This window comes from Limnoraphis robusta BA-68 BA1, from assembly GCF_034932365.1.
GTDB lineage: Bacteria > Cyanobacteriota > Cyanobacteriia > Cyanobacteriales > Microcoleaceae > Capilliphycus > Capilliphycus robustus.
In genome coordinates, this window is the sequence record NZ_JAYGHR010000069.1 from 60,027 (window position 1) to 77,127 (window position 17,101).

Genomic DNA, 17,101 nt, shown 5'->3' on the forward strand with positions numbered 1-17,101 from the left:
TTAACAAATATGAGTAAATATCAACGTTCAATAAAAGAATTGCAAAATCAAGCATCCATTTGGTGGTCTAAAGAACTGCTTCAACAGGTTGCATTGAATTCGCCTAGCACATTACTAGCAGAAACTTTTAGGCAATTTTATGATACTTGTATTCGAGCAAAAACTGTTAATCAATTAATTGATGAATTTGATAATAATGATCTTCCATTACATCATAATCTTAAACACCTTCAGGTAATTACTGATGTAGGAGGTGAAGTATTCAAAAGAATTTCCAGTGATTCTCGCCAACTTTTTCCTAATGGAAAACTTAATGTATGCTATCAAAATGTATCTATAGAAATTACCGTCTGTCAATCAGAGCAATTATTTCGGATTTCCAATTCTCTACTTGATTTAGATGCAAAAGGGTTAGCTAAAGAGTCTCCTCGAAATCCAGAATTAATTAAAGCCACAACTCAACTATTATGTTTAGGTAAATTTGCTACTAATCATCAAGCATCTGAAATTTTCCGAAAGTGTGGTTTTGCTGATTATATTGGAAATCAAGCAATTCTAGATGAATATCTTAAAACTAGATATATTGCTGTCAGTAGAATTACAACTGGATCTGAAACCAATGCAACAGGACAAATTTTACAAAAATTAGTGAAAGATAAGCTGATGACTAGACTTAAGACTTATATGAATAAAATAACTATCTCTACAAATGCTATCCTAACAGTTAGTGGTCATTCATATACATCAGATATTTTAGTGACGAATCGTTTTACTAATCAAAGTATTGGAATAGAAGTGAGTTTTCAAGTGACAACTAATAGTGTAATAGAAAGAAAAGCTAATGAAGCTAACAATAGATTTTTAAATTTTACTCAAGCTAGCCATTACACGGCTTATGTGCTAGATGGAGCAGGTAATTTTGAACGGCTATCTGCTTGCAAAAAAATTTGTGACTCTAGTCACTGTACTGTAGCATATAGTGAACCTGAACTTGATTTGTTAGCAGAATTTATTATAGAAAGCTTAAATTTGTAAAAACATTACCTCACCTCAAAAATTTTTCATTAAGATATTCCATAACCCCTAAAAAATAACCTGAATCATAGAACGATAACTATTGCTATAGATTAAAATCTCTATTGCCGAGTTGAACCCCCTTATGCCATGATAGAGAATAAGTCAGAATTTGGTGGAAAGATGGCTCACGATATCCTATCTGTTGACCGACTCAAACAGTTAACTAACCTATCGATAGAAACTTTAGAATCTCTGCTAAAAAGTCCAGATATTTCTTCTCAACAAAAAGCAGAAATAGCCTTCAAAATATTAGAAATGGTGGGAGTTTCACCTGAAAACTTCAAACCTTCTAGTATTTCTCCCTCAACTAACGGCTTTTCTAAACCCACTCAACCCTCACCCAAAACCGAACCCGTTCCCGCGCCAGACTATCAATCTGTTATCCAAAAAGACTCTTTATTTTTACCCGCAGATCATGTTTTTATTGAAAACTTTTTGTCTCCAGAAGAGAACCAAAAAATATTAGAAATAGCTTTGAGTAAAAGCGATCAGTTCGTCGGTTCAACAACGACAACCCAAGCCGTGAACTACCGTCAGTCTTCTATCTTATACGCGACTTTATTTCCTGATTTTTATAACTTGATGAGAAACAAACTCTTACAAACTTGCCCGGAAATTTGCCCGAAACTCAATCATAAACCCTTTAACGTTTCTCAAGTGGAAATGCAACTCACCGCCCATAACGACGGTTGCTTCTATAAAATTCATAATGACTCAGGCAGTGAAAAAACCTATACTCGTGTGATTACCTATGTCTATTATTTTCACCAAGAACCGAAGCAATTCTCAGGGGGAGAATTAAGACTCTATGAAACTGAACTAAAAGCAGGTTCAGCTATTAGCCATAACAACTACAAAACCATAGAACCTCGCAATAATAGCATCGTCTTTTTTGACAGTCGTTGCAAACATGAAGTAATGCCTGTTTGCTGTCCCTCCCGCAAGTTTGAAGATGGGCGCTTCACCCTCAACGGTTGGTTACGACGAGAAGACAATTAAGTGACATCCTCCCCTCCTAACTGCTAAGAGCAGTATAGAAGGGGCTTCCCAACTTCACAATTGAGAGTTGCTGATTCACAGGACGAGTATCTTCGTATCCTCCACAGCCAGCAAACGCCAGTCCAAGCGTCCGTTGTACCCGACTCAAAATGTTAATCCCAGAGTTCCAGTCACGGTCGATAACCAAGCCACAATGAGGGCAATCATGAATTCTATCCTTGAGGGTTTTTTCAACCCTTTCACGGCAACCAGAACAATCAATACTCGTGCCTCTAGGGTCATCTCCAACTACCCACTTACCGCGTTTTACCGCTACTGCTTGCAGGATATTCAAGAAGCTTCCCCATGCTGCATCCAATATCGACTTGGCAAGTCGGGTTCTCGCCAATCCTTTAATATTCAGGTTCTCAAACGCTATCAAGTCGTACTGGTCACACAACCAATGTGCAACTTGATAATGAAACTCTTTTCTCTGTCTGGCAACGTGCAGATGAAGACGAGCAACCTTATTCGATTGCCGACGGTAGTTCTTAGAACCATTTTCCATCCGCGCCAGTTGTCGTTGTTGACGTGCTAATAACTGTTGAGACTTCCGATAAAACTGAGGGATTACAACAGCTTGTCCATCCGATGTCGCTAAAAACTTCTCTAAACCTACATCTATGCCAACTACACTCTTAACTTCATCTACAGGTAAAGGTTCAGGAACCGTTTCATCTTTCAATGAGAAACTCACATACCAACCGTCAGCCTTCTTGACTAAAGTGGCTTGCTTAATCGCAAACCCATCAGGAATTGGGCGATGCAGGATAACTTCAATTTCGCCAATCTTGGACAGTTTGAGAATGTTTCCTGTTAGATGCGCTCCTGCTTTGGCGTTGTTCACTCTAGGGAATGTGAATGAGCAGATGTCATCCCGTTTCTTGAACCGAGGGCGACCACCCCGCTTACCCGTTTTATCAGGGATCAACCAACGCTTCCAGGCTTTGTCCAGTCGCATCAAGTTCTGCTGCTGGCAGTCGGCATAGATGTTCTTGTACTCAGGGAACAGTTCTTTCGTTTGGCGTAACTGTGATGCTTGCGAGTAATAGTCAACTGTTTCAGGGATATCACCTATCGACTCAGACACAATACTGCATCGGTCAATCTGACATCGAGTACGGCGCAGCCAATCGAGTCGTTGACCGAGTGCGTAATTGTAATGTCTACGCAGCAACTCTCCCCAGGCTTCCATCGTTGATGCCTGTCCAGGAGTTGGATTGCACTTGTACTGGTAGGTGATTAACATACTGGTATTATACCGTACTTGTCAGTATGAAACACTTAACCATCAACGTCCCCGAACAGGAGCTAGCAATTCTCAAAACTTATTGTGAGCAAGAAGGAAGAAATCAGACAGACGTACTCAGAGAATACATTCGCAGTCTCAAAAGGAAGATAAAACGTGATAACAAAGGTTAATTGGGAGCCTCCGTCCCTCCGGCTCCCCTCCTATCCCCCATACGACCAAACCCTATCGGGCTATGGTCGCAGTACCTCGGAGCAAATTAATGGATTTTAGCTGGAAGCCCTAAAATTCATTACCAGAGGAGGATGAAGTTACTCTCACTTTCTGGAACAATCTAAGTTAAAATACCCTGTGACCTGCACTAAATTCAGAGATTAATGACGGATCGAACTGTAGCCCCCTATGGATCTTGGACATCTCCCATTACAGCCGATCTAATTGTAGCGGGAACGGTTGGACTCGGAAGTGTCGCTTGGGATGGAGAAGATATTTATTGGTTAGAAAGCCGTCCCTCAGAAGGAGGACGCAGTGTATTAGTCCGACTGACTCCCGAGGGTCAGCAACAGGATGTCACCCCGCCACCCTATAACGTTCGGACTCGCGTTCACGAATATGGCGGCGGCTCTTATACTGTTCATCAAGGAGTTGTCTATTTCTCCAACTTTGCTGATCAACGTCTCTATCGTCAGGTCATTCACAACAGCCCTATTCCTCACGAAGTCACCCCAGAACCCCTGACACCAGAAGGAAACTATCGTTACGCTGATGCGGTGATTGACACCCAACGTCAACGGTTAATCTGTGTGCGAGAAGACCACACCGCAACAGGTGAACCTGTTAACACCATTGTCAGTATCAATCTCAACAACGCCGAAGACATCATTATTTTAGCTGAGGGAATGGATTTTTATGCCTCTCCTCGCCTCAGTCCCAATGGTTTACAACTCTGTTGGATAAGCTGGAATCATCCGAATATGCCTTGGGATAACAGCGAACTTTGGTTAGCTTCTGTACAAGCGGATGGTTCCCTCGCTAACCCCAAACTGGTGACAGGCGGTAAAGAAGAATCGATTTTTCAACCTCAATGGTCGCCGAAAGGTGTACTGTATTTTGTCAGCGATCGCTCCGAGTGGTGGAACTTTTATCGTTATCGAGCGGGTAAAATCGAACCCCTCTATCCCATTCCTGCCGAATTTGGCTTACCGCAATGGGTGTTTGGAATGTCTACCTACGGCTTCGCTACTGCCGATGGGATTATTTGCACCTACACTGAAAAAGGAAACTGGTATCTCGCCACTTTAAATGGTCAGTCCCAACAACTGCAACAGATCCATATTCCCTATACTTCCATCTCGGGAATAAAAGTCTCTGGAGGGCGTATTTTATTTATAGGCGGTTCGGCTACCGAACCCAGTGCAGTTGTCCGACTGAACTTTTCTGATGGGGAAATATCGGTGTTGAAACGTTCAACTGATATTGACATCGATGAGGGCTATCTGTCTGTCGCCGAACCGATCGAATTTCCCACTGATAACGATCAAACCGCCTTCGGCTTCTTCTATCCTCCCACCAACAAAGATTACATCGCCTCACCCAGCGAAAAACCGCCTCTGTTAGTCAAAAGTCATGGTGGCCCGACGGCAGCAACTTCTAGTAGCCTCAGTTTAAAAATTCAATACTGGACCAGTCGCGGCTTTGCAGTTTTGGATGTTAACTATGGCGGAAGTACAGGCTATGGACGGGAATATCGTCAACGCCTCAAAGATAACTGGGGAATTGTTGATGTCAATGACTGTGCAAATGGCGCGAAATACCTGGCAGGGCAGGGTTTAGTGGATGGCGATCGCATGGCAATTACAGGGGGAAGTGCAGGCGGTTATACAACATTATGCGCTCTGACGTTTACTGATGTGTTTAAAGCAGGGGCGAGTTACTACGGCGTCAGTGATCTAGAAGCGCTCGCTCGAGATACACACAAGTTTGAGTCTCGCTATTTAGATAATTTAATCGGGCCGTACCCTGAAAGCCAAGATCTCTATATTCAGCGATCGCCTATTCATCATACCGAACGTTTGTCCTGTCCGGTGATTTTCTTTCAAGGCTTAGAAGACAAGGTAGTTCCGCCTAACCAAGCCGAAACAATGGTGGAAGTGTTGAAAGCCAAGGGGTTAACGGTTGAATATGTGCCGTTTGAGGATGAACAACATGGGTTCCGCAAAGCTGAGAATATTAAACGGGCGATCAAAGATGAGTTTGGCTTCTATGCTAAGGTGTTCGGTTATGAACCTGCGGACTCTTAAAATCGGTGTTAGGTAGACCCGAAAAAAGATCTGTTGTAGGATCAGTTTGATTCGATTTTTGGCAAAGCCAAACGGAGGAAAAACCCCAGGAGGTTTGCCAAAATCGCCAGAACCTTAAAAATTGAATAGTGTCACCGTTTCGGTTGTCGGTTTAGAATACCGGAGTCGGGAATTAAATATCAAAAGCACCATCGGGCTTAAACTCCCACCATTTTTTATGAGTAAAGGGAGAACGTAAAGTATTGGTTCCGCAATGAACTTCCCCTGACATTTCATGGTAGGGATACCAATTGTCAATAAACTTACAGGTTTGTTCAGGAACCGCCTTGCGGAATGCAGCTTCAAAGGCACATTCTCCATTAATGATAGGCCCGTAAGGTTTAGGAACCAGACTGACATTTCCAATCACTAAATGATTGATCATATCAGGGAAGTAAGCGAGAGTTCGTTCTTTAGCAGGAGGATAAAACAAAACCGGAATATCAATCAAATCAGATTCATCTAATCCTAATTCTAGCTTGAGGATTTTTCGATTGAGATCCATGTGCCTTTGAAAAACAGCATTCGCTTCCCAAAATTCTTGATCATCAAGAAGTTGATCAATGGTAATTTCTGCGGAGAAGGAACTGTCTGGACTGTTTCGATTTTGACCTTCAAACATTAAAGTCGAACCATATCCATCATTGCTGAGAGATTGTAATAAGGCTAGACAACTCCCTGGAGAAGCCAGCAATACTTTAAATCCTTTAGCATTATTAGCCGGGATAAAACAAATAATTTCATCAACATGACCAACGGCTAGCCAATCTGTATAGATTTCAATCGGACTTTGAACTTTTTGAGCATAAAGAAAACTCCGAATTTGTGGCATCATTTGTCGGGTTTCTTCCCCAAAATCTCCATATTTTCGACCTCCAAACACGATGCGACCTAAAGGATATTCTCGTCCATTAACGCTAACAGGAGGACTGACTTCTAAGTTTCCAAAAGAATCCAAAGAATTGGGGGTACTTCCGCCCATTTGAAAATGTCCGAAGTCAGGATTTAGTAATTCGGCTTCTGGAAATCCGTCTAATTCTCGATCACGCGGACTATCAAAAACAACAGGAAGAATATGACTATTACTTTCACAATAGCCAAACTCAATTTCATCTTGAATCCAGCGATCGCCGTTATGTTGAGAAGGGGGTAGAATGATTAGGGGAATGTCTAATTCATCGAGTGCTTCTCGAAGCTGTTTCAGAAAATTAGTATTAGGATTAAAGAAATCTTCTGAAATTTCACAGGTGTAAACTTTTTCAACAGGGAGAGTATTTGGAGTCATAATCCAAGGTGCGACTCGGAAGACGACTTGATCGGTTCCAATCACAACTCCATTGTGTCGCAAATGAACTTCTATCGTAATTAATCCTTCAAAAAAAGAACCGGGATATTGAAGCGCTTCGACAAAGAATGTTTCCCCAGTCGCTGCAAGAGGGGCTGAGATCGAAATTGCATTGCTATCTGCTAATAGGGGATCTTTCCCTAAAATTCGACGAAACCCATCAATGGTTTTTTGGTAGACACAAAAACGTTTTGCTGCATCGGGTGTAGCGTACAAAACGATTTCTACTCCTTTCGGTAAATCAGTACAGCCTGTTGGTGCAAGCACTAACTCTGAAAGTTCAGAAAGAGATTCGGGAGTTGGATTAAAATCTGATAAATCGCGATCATTATTAACCAGTAAAATAGCACCCGGACTATTTTCTCCCCAGACCCAATTGTTACAGTTCGTTTCTGTTAAATCAACTTTGCCATCTCGATTGGCATCATTAATCAGTTGAAGCTTTAGGGTATAGAGTTCGAGTTCTATTTGATTAACAATAGTCTCATTAATCCGATGTTCTAAAACGGCTGTTCCCCGTCCCGGTTGATCGCCATTCACCAGAAGCCGACTTTCTAATTCATCTGCCGCATTAATAGGAGAATCTATCTCAAACGGCATCCAGTCTCTTTGTCCAGAATGATAAACTGTTAAATTCGTTGCTGCCCGTAAAATAATTTGTCCAGATAAAGCTGGAAAATTCGTTCGTGAGGGTTGTCCTAAGACTTGAAATATTGTCCGTTTGTCCACGTTTATGCTTCCTTTAGACGTTCAAAAATAAACGTCAAATTAAATTTGTCTCTAGAGGTTTACTCTTTAGTTCGTCTACAGTTTTTGGGAATCGGGAATATAATAATAAAGATATATAAATATTTAGCGAATCAACCCTGATGAATACCGTTGATTATCTCCGAATAAGCCTAATAGACCGTTGTAACTTCCGATGTCAATACTGTATGCCGGAAGGGGCGGAGATGGACTATATTTTGCAGCAGAACCTCCTCAGCAATGATGAACTGTTAACGTTGCTGCGAGAGGTGTTTATTCCGGTGGGGTTTACTCGCTTTCGGCTAACAGGCGGTGAACCCTTGCTGCGTCCGGGAGTGGTAAACTTAGTTAAAGAAATAACCGCTTTTCCCCAAACCCAAGATGTCGCTATGACAACCAACGCTTTTTTACTTGCACCAATGGCGCAATCGTTGTATAATGCAGGGTTAAGACGGATTAATATTAGCTTAGATTCTCTCGATCCTGATACATTTAATCAGATTATTGGTAATCGAGGACGCGATCGCTGGCAACAAGTTTGGGATGGTATTCAAGCGGCTTATCAGGTTGGCTTCGATCCCCTGAAGTTAAATGTAGTGGTCATTCCAGGCATCAATGATCGCGAAGTGTTAGACCTGGCTGCATTAACAATAGATCGACGTTGGCACGTTCGGTTTATTGAGTTTATGCCCATTGGCAATGGTCAACTGTTTGAAGATAAAGGCTGGATCGCTTCAGAAGAACTTAGACAACAAATTCGCGATCGTTGGGGTTTAACGGAGTCTCATGTACGCGGAAACGGCCCTGCGGATGTGTTTCAAATTCCGGGAGCCAAAGGAACATTAGGGTTTATCAGTCAGATGTCCGAATGTTTTTGCGATCGCTGTAACCGGATGCGTCTGTCTGCGGATGGTTGGTTGCGTCCCTGTCTGTTGAATGAAACGAGTCAAATAGACCTCAAAACCCCGCTTCGTCAAGGTATCTCTTTTGAGGAATTACGAGAACGGGTAGAATACCTACAACGCCAGAAACCCGATATCAACTTCAAACAACGAGACGCAGGGACAACCGACGGCTACAGTCGCACCATGTCACAAATTGGCGGTTAGTCGTGCTTCGTTTAGGGGAGAGGAATAGAAAGCATCGCCTTCCTTCCTCCGTTAACCATTAGCCCACAGACAACAATTAAGCTTGACGGGAGTAATATTCAACCACCAGGAGTTCGTTAACCTGAAGTGCCACCCATTCACGATCAATAACACTGTTCACCTTACCGAGCAGTTTTTCTTTGTCCAACTCCAGGTGAGAGGGAACGTTGGCTAAACCGGGATATTGCAAGTTGGCTTTCACCATTTCGCGAGATTTTTCCCTGTTTTTGATGCCAACAAGATCTCCAGGACGACACTGATAGCTGGCGATATCAACAACACGACCATTCACGGTAACATGACCATGATTGACTAATTGACGAGCGCCGGGAATAGTCGGTGCCATCCCTAAACGGAAAATGGTGTTATCGAGACGCATCTCTAGCATTTGCAACAACACTTGACCCGTTGAACCCGTAGCCCGACGAGCTTTTTTCACATAACGCAGCAATTGCTTTTCAGAAAGACCGTAGTTAAACCGGAGTTTCTGCTTTTCTTCCAAACGGATCGCATATTCTGAGCGTTTGCGGCGAGCTTGACCGTGTTGACCCGGAGGATAAGCGCGTCTGGCGACTTTTCGGGTTAACCCAGGTAGATCTCCCAAACGTCGAACAATTCTTAAACGGGGGCCTCTATATCGAGACATTTAACTTCCTCTCTCCATACGATTTATTACCAAACCTCTATTTTAGTCTTCTTGCACACCAACAATCAACTCGACTCCGAAAGACCAAAAATCCTGGGTTGGGGACGGTGGGGAAAGTTTGCACCCCTCGAAGGCTTCAACTTTTAATTATCTTTTTGTACAAGCCGATGAAATCAACCCGTTGATACAAAGCCAGGGAAGCGTATCTGTCAATATCTTGCCGGGTTTCGGGAAAATACAGGCCCAGACCCGACAGCGCTCGAACGTTGGGATGGTTGGAGAAGCGAGAACCGTACAGTTTTCCGCCGGTTTTGTGGCGAGAAATCACCTCCGAACCCAGAAACTCGGCAAATTCCCCCAACTCGGACTCACCCCGGCCGCCGATTCTCGAAAGATAACCCAGCAAATTCAGCAAATCGCAGTGCTGTTCGCCAAAATAGCCGTAAATCGACAGTTCGGAGGGGTTGACGGCAGGCAAAGGACCCCCAAGAATCGCCAGAATCACCCGCGAAAGCTTTTCGGGAATCTGTTCAACCGCCCGGTTATCGACGAGGGTAAAGCTGTGATACATATCCGCCCATTCAGAATCTATGATAGCAGTGGCGGCTTCCAGTCCCCCCACCAATGGGTCTTTGAGGCGGTAGAGAAAACGTTGGTAGTAGTAATTGGGGGCGCCGAGGTTAAGCTGCGAGGCGAGGGTGTATCGGGCGCAGTGGCGGGCCTCATAAATCACCTCCAGGGTGGCTTTGTTGCAGTTTTGAAAGAAAAGCAATTCAACCCGCCCGCCGGTGGCTTGGTTAAAATTCTTCACCGCCCCTGCGAACCGGTCAACTCCCATCCAGGTGATTTCCTCTCCGGTAGCCCGGTGTTCGTCGGGGCTAATTTCGTTGAGTTTTCCGGCGTGACCCACAACAATTATCGCCCAGCGTTCGGCTTCTAAAGACTGATAGGCCCAATCCAAATAGGCGGAAAAATTGGAGACATCGCTGCTATCTTCTTCTGTTAAATTAATCTCGCGCACTTTTCCACCAACAAGCAAACGCCGGCGCATTTTTTGGTCGCCCGAATAATCAGACTGAACGACGACCAAAGCGGGGGAACGGTGAGTACCGAGAGTCAGCATTTCGACAATGGGTTCCCCGAAACGGCTGAGGTTGTTATCGTAGGGCATCCAATACAAAACGACCCACTTGTAATTGGGTTGATCCGGGGCGGATTTAGAACTCGTAGCCACCGCCCAATCTCGCCCGAAAATTCCACCAAAACAGGCCGAACTTACTGCTGCATAAGGGCAGAAAATTCTTCGTTTCATTGGGTTTCATTTGAGAATTAAAAAGCTAAATTGTTAATAGTCAACTGTTCGGCGTGCAACCCCGACGCAAGGGTTGATGATATGATAATCCAGAACTTTTCCCGTGTCATCCTGTTTATTTCTAGGTTAGCTATGATTTTTTCGAGTTTATCCCGTTGGACTTTCCTCGGACTTCTCCAACACCGACCCCAAACCCGGCGTTGGCTGTCACGGATTGTGTTATCAATGGGTACAGTGAGTTTATTGGCGGCACCTGCAACGGCATTTCCTTCATTTAATTTACTCAATCGTCACGATTATCGCAGGTGTGCTGAGGGTTTACGCGATGCGGGAATAGCCCCTAAACTTTCGGCTGAAGCCTGTGCAGGGGTGATTCGTCCGAGAGATTTGTCTGAATGTGTCGTTAGCATCACCAACACAGCAGCCATTAGCAGTGAAGAAGCGCTCGTGGGTTGTGTGAGTGTGCGGCGTCCGAGAGAGTTGGGGATTTGTGTAACAGGTATTGTTACAGTGGCGAGTAGTGCCGATCCGTTAAACGTTCTCAACAGTTGTGCGTTAAGTTTATTACCGGAACGTTATTCATTTTGTGTGATTGGGTTAGCAGAAGTTCATCAAGATCTTGCAGTTGATGATTTATTAGAAACTTGTCTAAACCCACCGGAACAATTTACGGATTTGGACTTGCAGTTGCAGGTGGAACCCGAGACGGATCAACCCCAGGAGTAGATGGCGCAACTTCTGTAGAAATTATCGTTTTCAACACCATTTGAAACACTTTTTCCGCCGCTTGTTCAACTGGGGAACTCAATTCCCAGCCAAATTCTAAACTTTTAGCTTCGATTAAATACACCCTGACATCCTGCGGGAAATCCTCTTGAAAGATGCGACGACCCGCAGCTAAAGCATGATCCCAACGAAAATCATGTAAATTATAACTGGGTTCGGGTAATTGTTCTAATTCAGAGCCGGGAACTTCAAAAACTGCACCGGGTTCTGAACCTGTTGAACTCGCATCAATAATGATTAATTGTTCGCTTCCTCTAGCTTGAAACATCACTTCCATTCCCGCAGTTCCGCAGTCAAAGATTCGCACATTTGGATGAGGATTTTGGATGAGATATTGTTGTAAACGTTGAGCGATAATGACTCCCACTGCATCATCACAGCGATTTAGATTCCCACAACCAATAATCGTTAACATTGCCCAGTCCCCTAATATTGCTGACCCAGTTTGCTATAATTCATTTAATTCCTCAACTCAATTTAACACCTATTATAGCAATAAACTAATGGTAATAATCAAAAGTCAACTCACTCTCGAAGAATTTCTCGCCCTTCCCGAAACCGACTTAAACTATGAATTAATAAATGGAGAAGCAGTTCCTCAAATGGCACCCAAACGTTTTCATTCTCGACTAACAGGTACTTTGTATACCCTCCTAACCGAATGGTGTAAAAACCGGGGAGAAGTGGGGATAGAATGGGCTGTTGTTCTCAAAAAAAATAATCGAGATTGGGTTCCGATTCCCGACTTACTTTATATTTCCTACAATCGTCTTCCGTTAGAACGATTTGAGGATGAAGCTTGCCCAGTTCCCCCAGAATTAGCCATTGAAATTATATCACCCGAGCAAACATTTGGGGAGATGAGCGAAAAAGCAATTGATTATCTCAATGCAGGAGTCTCAAGAGTTTGGGTGGTTGACCCCAAAGCCAAAACCATCACCATTTTTTATCCCGATGCACCCCCACAAACCAAACGAGATGAAGGTATTTTAAGCGATAATTTATTAGAAGAATTGTCATTCACAGCCCAAGACATTTTTCAACAAGCAGGTATTGTTTAAACAATCACCGTAGGGGCGCAAGGCTTGCGCCCAATTGCGCCCAATTGCGCCCAGTTGCTTGCGCCCAGTTGCGCCCACAAAAATAACAGAATAAAACCCGTTTAAGCAGTGCGGAACCGGGCTAATTCTTCACCTGTTTTCGCATCATGGGCGTGAACGGTACAGACTAAACAAGAGTCAAAAGAACGGGCGACATGACCGACTTCTACGGGGTCGTTTTTATCGGCAATAGGGGTACCAATTAACGCTTCTTCGATGGGGCCACGCACGCCTTCACCATCACGGGGGCCAATATTCCAAGTGGAGGGGGCGAGAATTTGATAATTTTTAATTTTACCATCTTCGATTTCGACCCAATGACATAAGGCGCCGCGACTGGCTTCTGTTGCACCCCAACCCCGTCCGTCTTTTGGTGTGGGTTTAATATACCAGGGTTCGCGTAGTTTAAACTCTCGTAAACAGCGTTCGACTTCTCGATATAATTTAACTTGTTCGTGCATTCGGGCTAACTGACGCAGATGCACACTCGGCCCACCCATTTTTTTGAACATATCGAGGATGAAGCCGTCATAATGTTGCCAGCTTTCGCCATGATGTCCGCCTGCGACGAGTTGACGCGACAGTGAACCGACTTCTAGACGACCCATATCTTGGTGTTTCACTGCGGTTGACCAAGTATAAGCGCCTTCTAAGAAGTCTACATCATTGTTTTGTTGGGGGACGGTAAAACGGTCAAAGGGATGTACATCTTCGTTGCCTTCTTCGTACCAAGAATGGGTGGTATTTTCGCGGGTAAAATGATGTTCCATCAGTTGATGGGTGTCGTTAAAACTATCATAAACTCCACTTTTCATAATCACTGCCCCATTGCGTCCGGCAATTGTTGGGCGTTGATATCTGTCTTCGTGGGGGAGATAGCCCCAACTCATGTATTTTCCGGTTCCCGCCCCAAATTTATCTAAACCGATATCTAAGCCCATTCGCCAATAGAAGCCTAAGTCGGAATTTAGATGATTTGGACTTTCTCCCAACCAGGTCATAAAATCATCATAGGACTGAATTTCTTCGTAACGTTCTAACGAACAGCCTAACCAAACGGGTTCTAACCAATTGGTGCGGAAATATTCTAAAATCGACCAAGCGCGAGTAATATCGGTTAACGTTGGGGCGCACATCACGCCACCGGGAACCATAAAGCTAGAATGAGGCCATTGTCCGCCAAATAAGGCATAAATTTCTACGGGTTTGGCGGAAATTGTTACCCCAATTTCGTAGGATTTTCCGGTATAAGCGGCAAACCGACGACAAGCTTCTTCGTAAAAAGGGCTATTTTGATATTTTTTGTTAGTGAGGTCAATGGCAAACAAACCGTAAAAATAACGGGGATGGCTTTGAATGGTTTCAACGAGTTGACCTAAATTTTTTGCTAAAATTGCATTGCGAGGAACTTCGGTTTCCCAAGCGGTATCTAATGCCCAAGATGCACAAGTTAGGTGAGAGGCGCCGCAAATTCCACAGACTCGCGGTGTGACAATTAATCCGGCTTGGGGGTCTTTTCCTCGTAGAATAACTTCAAACCCGCGAAATAGTTGGGCTTGTGTCCAAGCGTTAACGACTTGACCATCTTGGATATCGACTCGGACATCTAAGTCTCCCTCAACGCGACCTACGGGAGAAATATCTAAAGTTTCGATAGATGTTCGTTGTGCAACCATGTTCGTCCTCTCTCTCAAGTGTTCATTTGTGTTCAAAACGGATAGCTTTTGTAGGGGCGGGTTTAAACAGTGAACAGTGACCAGTGAACAGTGACCAGTGAACAGTGACCAGTGAATATTGATAAGTCAATACTAATAACTGAAAACTCTGGTAACAGTAAACTGTAAACTGTAAACTGTAATTAACCCGTTCCTACATCCTTATTGGTCTTGGTTTCAAAACGTTTGGAGTTAAACGGTAAAAATGTCTTCTTCTGCCCATTTTGGGGTCGAATCTTTTGCGACAATGGTTAATAGGGCGTAGTCTTTACGGTTGACGCCTGTGGGTAATTCTTTGGGAACTCCCATGACGGTTTGGGTTTTGAAGACGGTTCCGGGTTTGAGGTCATGGAAGGGAAATTCGGGTTCGGTACAGCCGAGACAAGGCATTCCGGCGCGGGTTTTGGAGGAAACACGGTTCCACAAAATGCGGTTACAGGAAGAATGGGTCATTGGTCCGCGACAACCTAAGTCATAAAACAGACAGCCTTTGCGTTGTCCGAAGTCTGAAGATGAGGCTTTATAGGCAAAATGAATATTGCGGGTACATCCGGTTTGGGTGAAACTCTTGAAGAAGGTTTCGGGGCGATGAAATTCGTCTAAGGTAATATCATCGAGTCTTCCGGTGGCAACTGCGACTAAAATTTGAGTTATCCAGTCAGGATGGGCAGGACAGCCAGGAATATTAATCACGGGAAACCCGGCTTGGCTGAGGTAGTCGGGGCCAAGAAAGCCGCCTTTTTGCCGTTTGAGAAATTGTAACCCTTCGGACTCGCTGGGGTTGGGTGCCATTGCGGGAATACCGCCATAGGTTGCACAGTCTCCGACAGCGACAACGAATTTAGCGACTTTGGACAGGTCAGATAACCAGTCTTTCATCGGACGGTCTGCAAAACGGTTCCATTCTCCGGTTCCTTTGGGGGCGTTGACGACGCTGCCTTCAAAGACGAGAATATCAACGGGGACGATGCCATTGATGCAGTCTCGCAGTAGTTTTTTCAGGCTGTCTCCGAGTTCGAGTCCGAGGGAGGGATGCCAGAGAAGGTTGATGTTAAAGTCGGTTATTAGGTCACAAACGCTCGGTTCTTCGGCGTTGAGAAATGACATGGTGTTTCCTGAACAAGCGCCACCTTGCAGCCAGAGGACGTTAGCCACAATAATTCTCCTTGTGCGATGCGGACAAACAATTGGGGTATTTAATTTTGATGAGTTTTGACAATTATCTAATACAATTTTTTAAATTGTGATAATCATGGCGATTTTTTTTAGATTTATTGGCGTGAGATTTACAAAACTTTTTATCCCTTGGGCTAGAGAAAAATTGAAATCACCAAAAACCTGGTAACTTTCTCGCGCACCGGGTTTTTATGGACTTGATAAAAATTAAAAAAGGATAAAGTTCAGCCAATCGTGACAAAAAGAAAATTAAACTGATTAACCGTATCAGATAATACAGTTATTTCCGGCTAATTGAGATTAATTTTAAGCAACAAGAGTGACTATTTTTTCCGATAATTTGAGATTGACGTTAACAGTTGTGTTGAGTATTGGCCGATAGCGTCAATCTCTGAAACGATTTGTCAAATCCTTCACCCCTAGAATAGTTGTGACACAAAGTTTTACTGAGTCTGCTGTTAAAGCCGCCACTGCTGCGGTTGAGTCTGAAGCCGCTACCGTTGCTGAAAAAGTGCAAATGTTGACTGAAATTGCCCGGGGGTTGCTACAAAAACCCAAAGGCATTGAACAGATAGAAGCGGCTGTATTATTGTACCGTCAAGCGATTGAGTTGTGCGGTTCAGATTATCCTTTATTAAAAGCACGGGCGACGGTTGGTTTAGGAATTGCGTTGCGAACCTATCCCGGCGAAAGTTCCGAGGGGTTAGTTGCAGCCAAACAAGTTTTTGAAACGGCACTACCGATTTTACAACAACAGGCTTCCCCGGAAGAAGTTGCAGAAGTGCAGATGAATTTGGGGTTGGTTTTTCAAGCGTTGGTTGCGTTTAATCTGGCTCAAACCAAAGACGCAGTTCAAGCTTATCAGCAAGCGTTAGAAGTGTTTACGCCGACACAATATCCCCAAGAATACGCTATCTTACACAATAATATTGCGATCGCCTATTTGTCAATGTCGTTGTCGGGAGATGGCGAAGATATGCGTCAGGCGTTGGCGGTGCAGTCCTTTGAAGAAGCGTTGAACTGGATTATTTTAACGGATCATCCGGTTGAATATGCGATGTTACAAAATAATCTGGGAAATGCGTTGCAATATCTCCCGAGTGTTCATCCAGTTGAGAATAATCTGCGGGCTTTAAAAGCGTATAACGAAGCGTTAAAAGTTCGGACAGCCAAGGATACTCCGGTTGAATATGCAAATACAATTGCCAACAAAGCGAATATTTTATTTAACCTTCCAGATGATATAGAACATCCCGAAGCGGGTAATCCTAATCATCTGCAAACGGCTAAGAGTCTCTACGAAGAAGCCCGATTAATTTTTGTTCAATATGGGGAGTCTGAACGAGCGGAAATGGTTGCTCAAGCGTTGCAAGATTTGGATACAGAATTACAAGCGTTGTCATCTTTAAATTAACCCAGGAGA

At 43.9% G+C, this 17,101-nt stretch carries 15 protein-coding genes; 8 read left to right on the top strand and 7 right to left on the bottom strand.

Annotation, left to right across the window (positions count from 1 at the left end; translation table 11 throughout):
- Positions 1-9 precede the first annotated feature (9 nt).
- On the top strand, positions 10-1,035 hold the full coding sequence (locus tag VB836_RS19050; RefSeq protein ID WP_323221592.1) for a hypothetical protein: 1,026 nt from the start codon (positions 10-12) through the stop codon (positions 1,033-1,035).
- Between the two features lie 129 nt (positions 1,036-1,164).
- Positions 1,165-2,076, top strand: coding sequence for a 2OG-Fe(II) oxygenase (locus VB836_RS19055; protein WP_323221594.1), 912 nt, complete (start codon positions 1,165-1,167; stop codon positions 2,074-2,076).
- Positions 2,077-2,092: 16 nt separating this feature from the next.
- Here the strand turns inward: VB836_RS19055 and VB836_RS19060 are convergent, their stop codons facing one another.
- Positions 2,093-3,364 (bottom strand): RNA-guided endonuclease InsQ/TnpB family protein, encoded by a 1,272-nt coding sequence (locus VB836_RS19060; protein ID WP_323221596.1) that lies wholly within the window; start codon positions 3,362-3,364, stop codon positions 2,093-2,095.
- Positions 3,365-3,390: 26 nt separating this feature from the next.
- On the opposite strand from VB836_RS19060, the gene VB836_RS19065 reads away from it, so the two are divergent.
- A complete protein-coding gene (locus VB836_RS19065) occupies positions 3,391-3,537 on the top strand; it encodes a ribbon-helix-helix protein, CopG family (RefSeq protein ID WP_323221598.1) in 147 nt (48 codons plus the stop codon).
- 204 nt (positions 3,538-3,741) lie between these two features.
- Positions 3,742-5,664, top strand: a complete 1,923-nt coding sequence (locus VB836_RS19070; protein ID WP_323221600.1) for a S9 family peptidase — start codon at positions 3,742-3,744, stop codon at positions 5,662-5,664.
- 172 nt (positions 5,665-5,836) lie between these two features.
- On the opposite strand, the gene VB836_RS19075 is transcribed toward VB836_RS19070, so the two are convergent.
- Positions 5,837-7,777 carry a protein-arginine deiminase family protein gene (locus VB836_RS19075; RefSeq protein WP_323221602.1) on the bottom strand — a complete coding sequence of 647 codons (1,941 nt, stop codon included), beginning with the start codon at positions 7,775-7,777 and terminating at the stop codon, positions 5,837-5,839.
- A gap of 140 nt (positions 7,778-7,917) precedes the next feature.
- On the opposite strand from VB836_RS19075, the gene moaA reads away from it, so the two are divergent.
- Positions 7,918-8,904 carry a GTP 3',8-cyclase MoaA gene (gene moaA / locus VB836_RS19080; RefSeq protein WP_323221604.1) on the top strand — a complete coding sequence of 329 codons (987 nt, stop codon included), beginning with the start codon at positions 7,918-7,920 and terminating at the stop codon, positions 8,902-8,904.
- A 76-nt stretch (positions 8,905-8,980) separates the two neighbouring features.
- Here moaA and rpsD read toward each other — a convergent pair whose 3' ends face one another.
- Positions 8,981-9,589, bottom strand: a complete 609-nt coding sequence (gene rpsD, locus VB836_RS19085) for a 30S ribosomal protein S4 (RefSeq protein WP_046279390.1) — start codon at positions 9,587-9,589, stop codon at positions 8,981-8,983.
- Positions 9,590-9,725: 136 nt separating this feature from the next.
- On the bottom strand, positions 9,726-10,823 hold the full coding sequence (locus VB836_RS19090; protein ID WP_323221606.1) for a clostripain-related cysteine peptidase: 1,098 nt from the start codon (positions 10,821-10,823) through the stop codon (positions 9,726-9,728).
- 210 nt (positions 10,824-11,033) lie between these two features.
- Between VB836_RS19090 and VB836_RS19095 the strand changes: the two genes are divergently transcribed.
- A complete protein-coding gene (locus tag VB836_RS19095) occupies positions 11,034-11,627 on the top strand; it encodes a hypothetical protein (protein WP_323221607.1) in 594 nt (197 codons plus the stop codon).
- On the opposite strand, the gene VB836_RS19100 is transcribed toward VB836_RS19095, so the two are convergent.
- Entirely contained in the window at positions 11,569-12,102 is a 534-nt protein-coding gene (locus tag VB836_RS19100; RefSeq protein ID WP_323221610.1) for a hydrogenase maturation protease, read from the bottom strand. The two genes, VB836_RS19095 and VB836_RS19100, sit on opposite strands and share 59 nt — an antisense overlap.
- Positions 12,103-12,190: 88 nt before the next feature.
- Here VB836_RS19100 and VB836_RS19105 point away from each other — a divergent pair, with 88 nt between their 5' ends.
- A complete protein-coding gene (locus VB836_RS19105) occupies positions 12,191-12,748 on the top strand; it encodes a Uma2 family endonuclease (protein WP_323221611.1) in 558 nt (185 codons plus the stop codon).
- 101 nt (positions 12,749-12,849) lie between these two features.
- On the opposite strand, the gene VB836_RS19110 is transcribed toward VB836_RS19105, so the two are convergent.
- Positions 12,850-14,463: a nickel-dependent hydrogenase large subunit gene (locus tag VB836_RS19110; RefSeq protein ID WP_323221613.1), complete on the bottom strand. Its 1,614-nt coding sequence runs from the start codon at positions 14,461-14,463 to the stop codon at positions 12,850-12,852.
- A gap of 231 nt (positions 14,464-14,694) precedes the next feature.
- Positions 14,695-15,657, bottom strand: coding sequence for a hydrogenase small subunit (locus tag VB836_RS19115; RefSeq protein ID WP_046276467.1), 963 nt, complete (start codon positions 15,655-15,657; stop codon positions 14,695-14,697).
- A 451-nt stretch (positions 15,658-16,108) separates the two neighbouring features.
- On the opposite strand from VB836_RS19115, the gene VB836_RS19120 reads away from it, so the two are divergent.
- Positions 16,109-17,092, top strand: coding sequence for a tetratricopeptide repeat protein (locus VB836_RS19120; protein ID WP_323221617.1), 984 nt, complete (start codon positions 16,109-16,111; stop codon positions 17,090-17,092).
- Positions 17,093-17,101: the final 9 nt, after the last annotated feature.

Bases quoted from the DNA above. Each gene is read 5' to 3' on its own strand.
- VB836_RS19055 (WP_323221594.1), top strand. From the start codon at position 1,165: ATGATAGAGAATAAGTCAGAATTTGGTGGAAAGATGGCTCACGATATC.
- VB836_RS19050 (WP_323221592.1), top strand. From the start codon at position 10: ATGAGTAAATATCAACGTTCAATAAAAGAATTGCAAAATCAAGCATCC.
- VB836_RS19060 (WP_323221596.1), bottom strand. From the start codon at position 3,364: ATGTTAATCACCTACCAGTACAAGTGCAATCCAACTCCTGGACAGGCA.
- VB836_RS19105 (WP_323221611.1), top strand. From the start codon at position 12,191: ATGGTAATAATCAAAAGTCAACTCACTCTCGAAGAATTTCTCGCCCTT.
- VB836_RS19065 (WP_323221598.1), top strand. From the start codon at position 3,391: ATGAAACACTTAACCATCAACGTCCCCGAACAGGAGCTAGCAATTCTC.
- VB836_RS19095 (WP_323221607.1), top strand. From the start codon at position 11,034: ATGATTTTTTCGAGTTTATCCCGTTGGACTTTCCTCGGACTTCTCCAA.
- rpsD (WP_046279390.1), bottom strand. From the start codon at position 9,589: ATGTCTCGATATAGAGGCCCCCGTTTAAGAATTGTTCGACGTTTGGGA.
- moaA (WP_323221604.1), top strand. From the start codon at position 7,918: ATGAATACCGTTGATTATCTCCGAATAAGCCTAATAGACCGTTGTAAC.
- VB836_RS19070 (WP_323221600.1), top strand. From the start codon at position 3,742: ATGACGGATCGAACTGTAGCCCCCTATGGATCTTGGACATCTCCCATT.
- VB836_RS19100 (WP_323221610.1), bottom strand. From the start codon at position 12,102: ATGTTAACGATTATTGGTTGTGGGAATCTAAATCGCTGTGATGATGCA.
- VB836_RS19110 (WP_323221613.1), bottom strand. From the start codon at position 14,463: ATGGTTGCACAACGAACATCTATCGAAACTTTAGATATTTCTCCCGTA.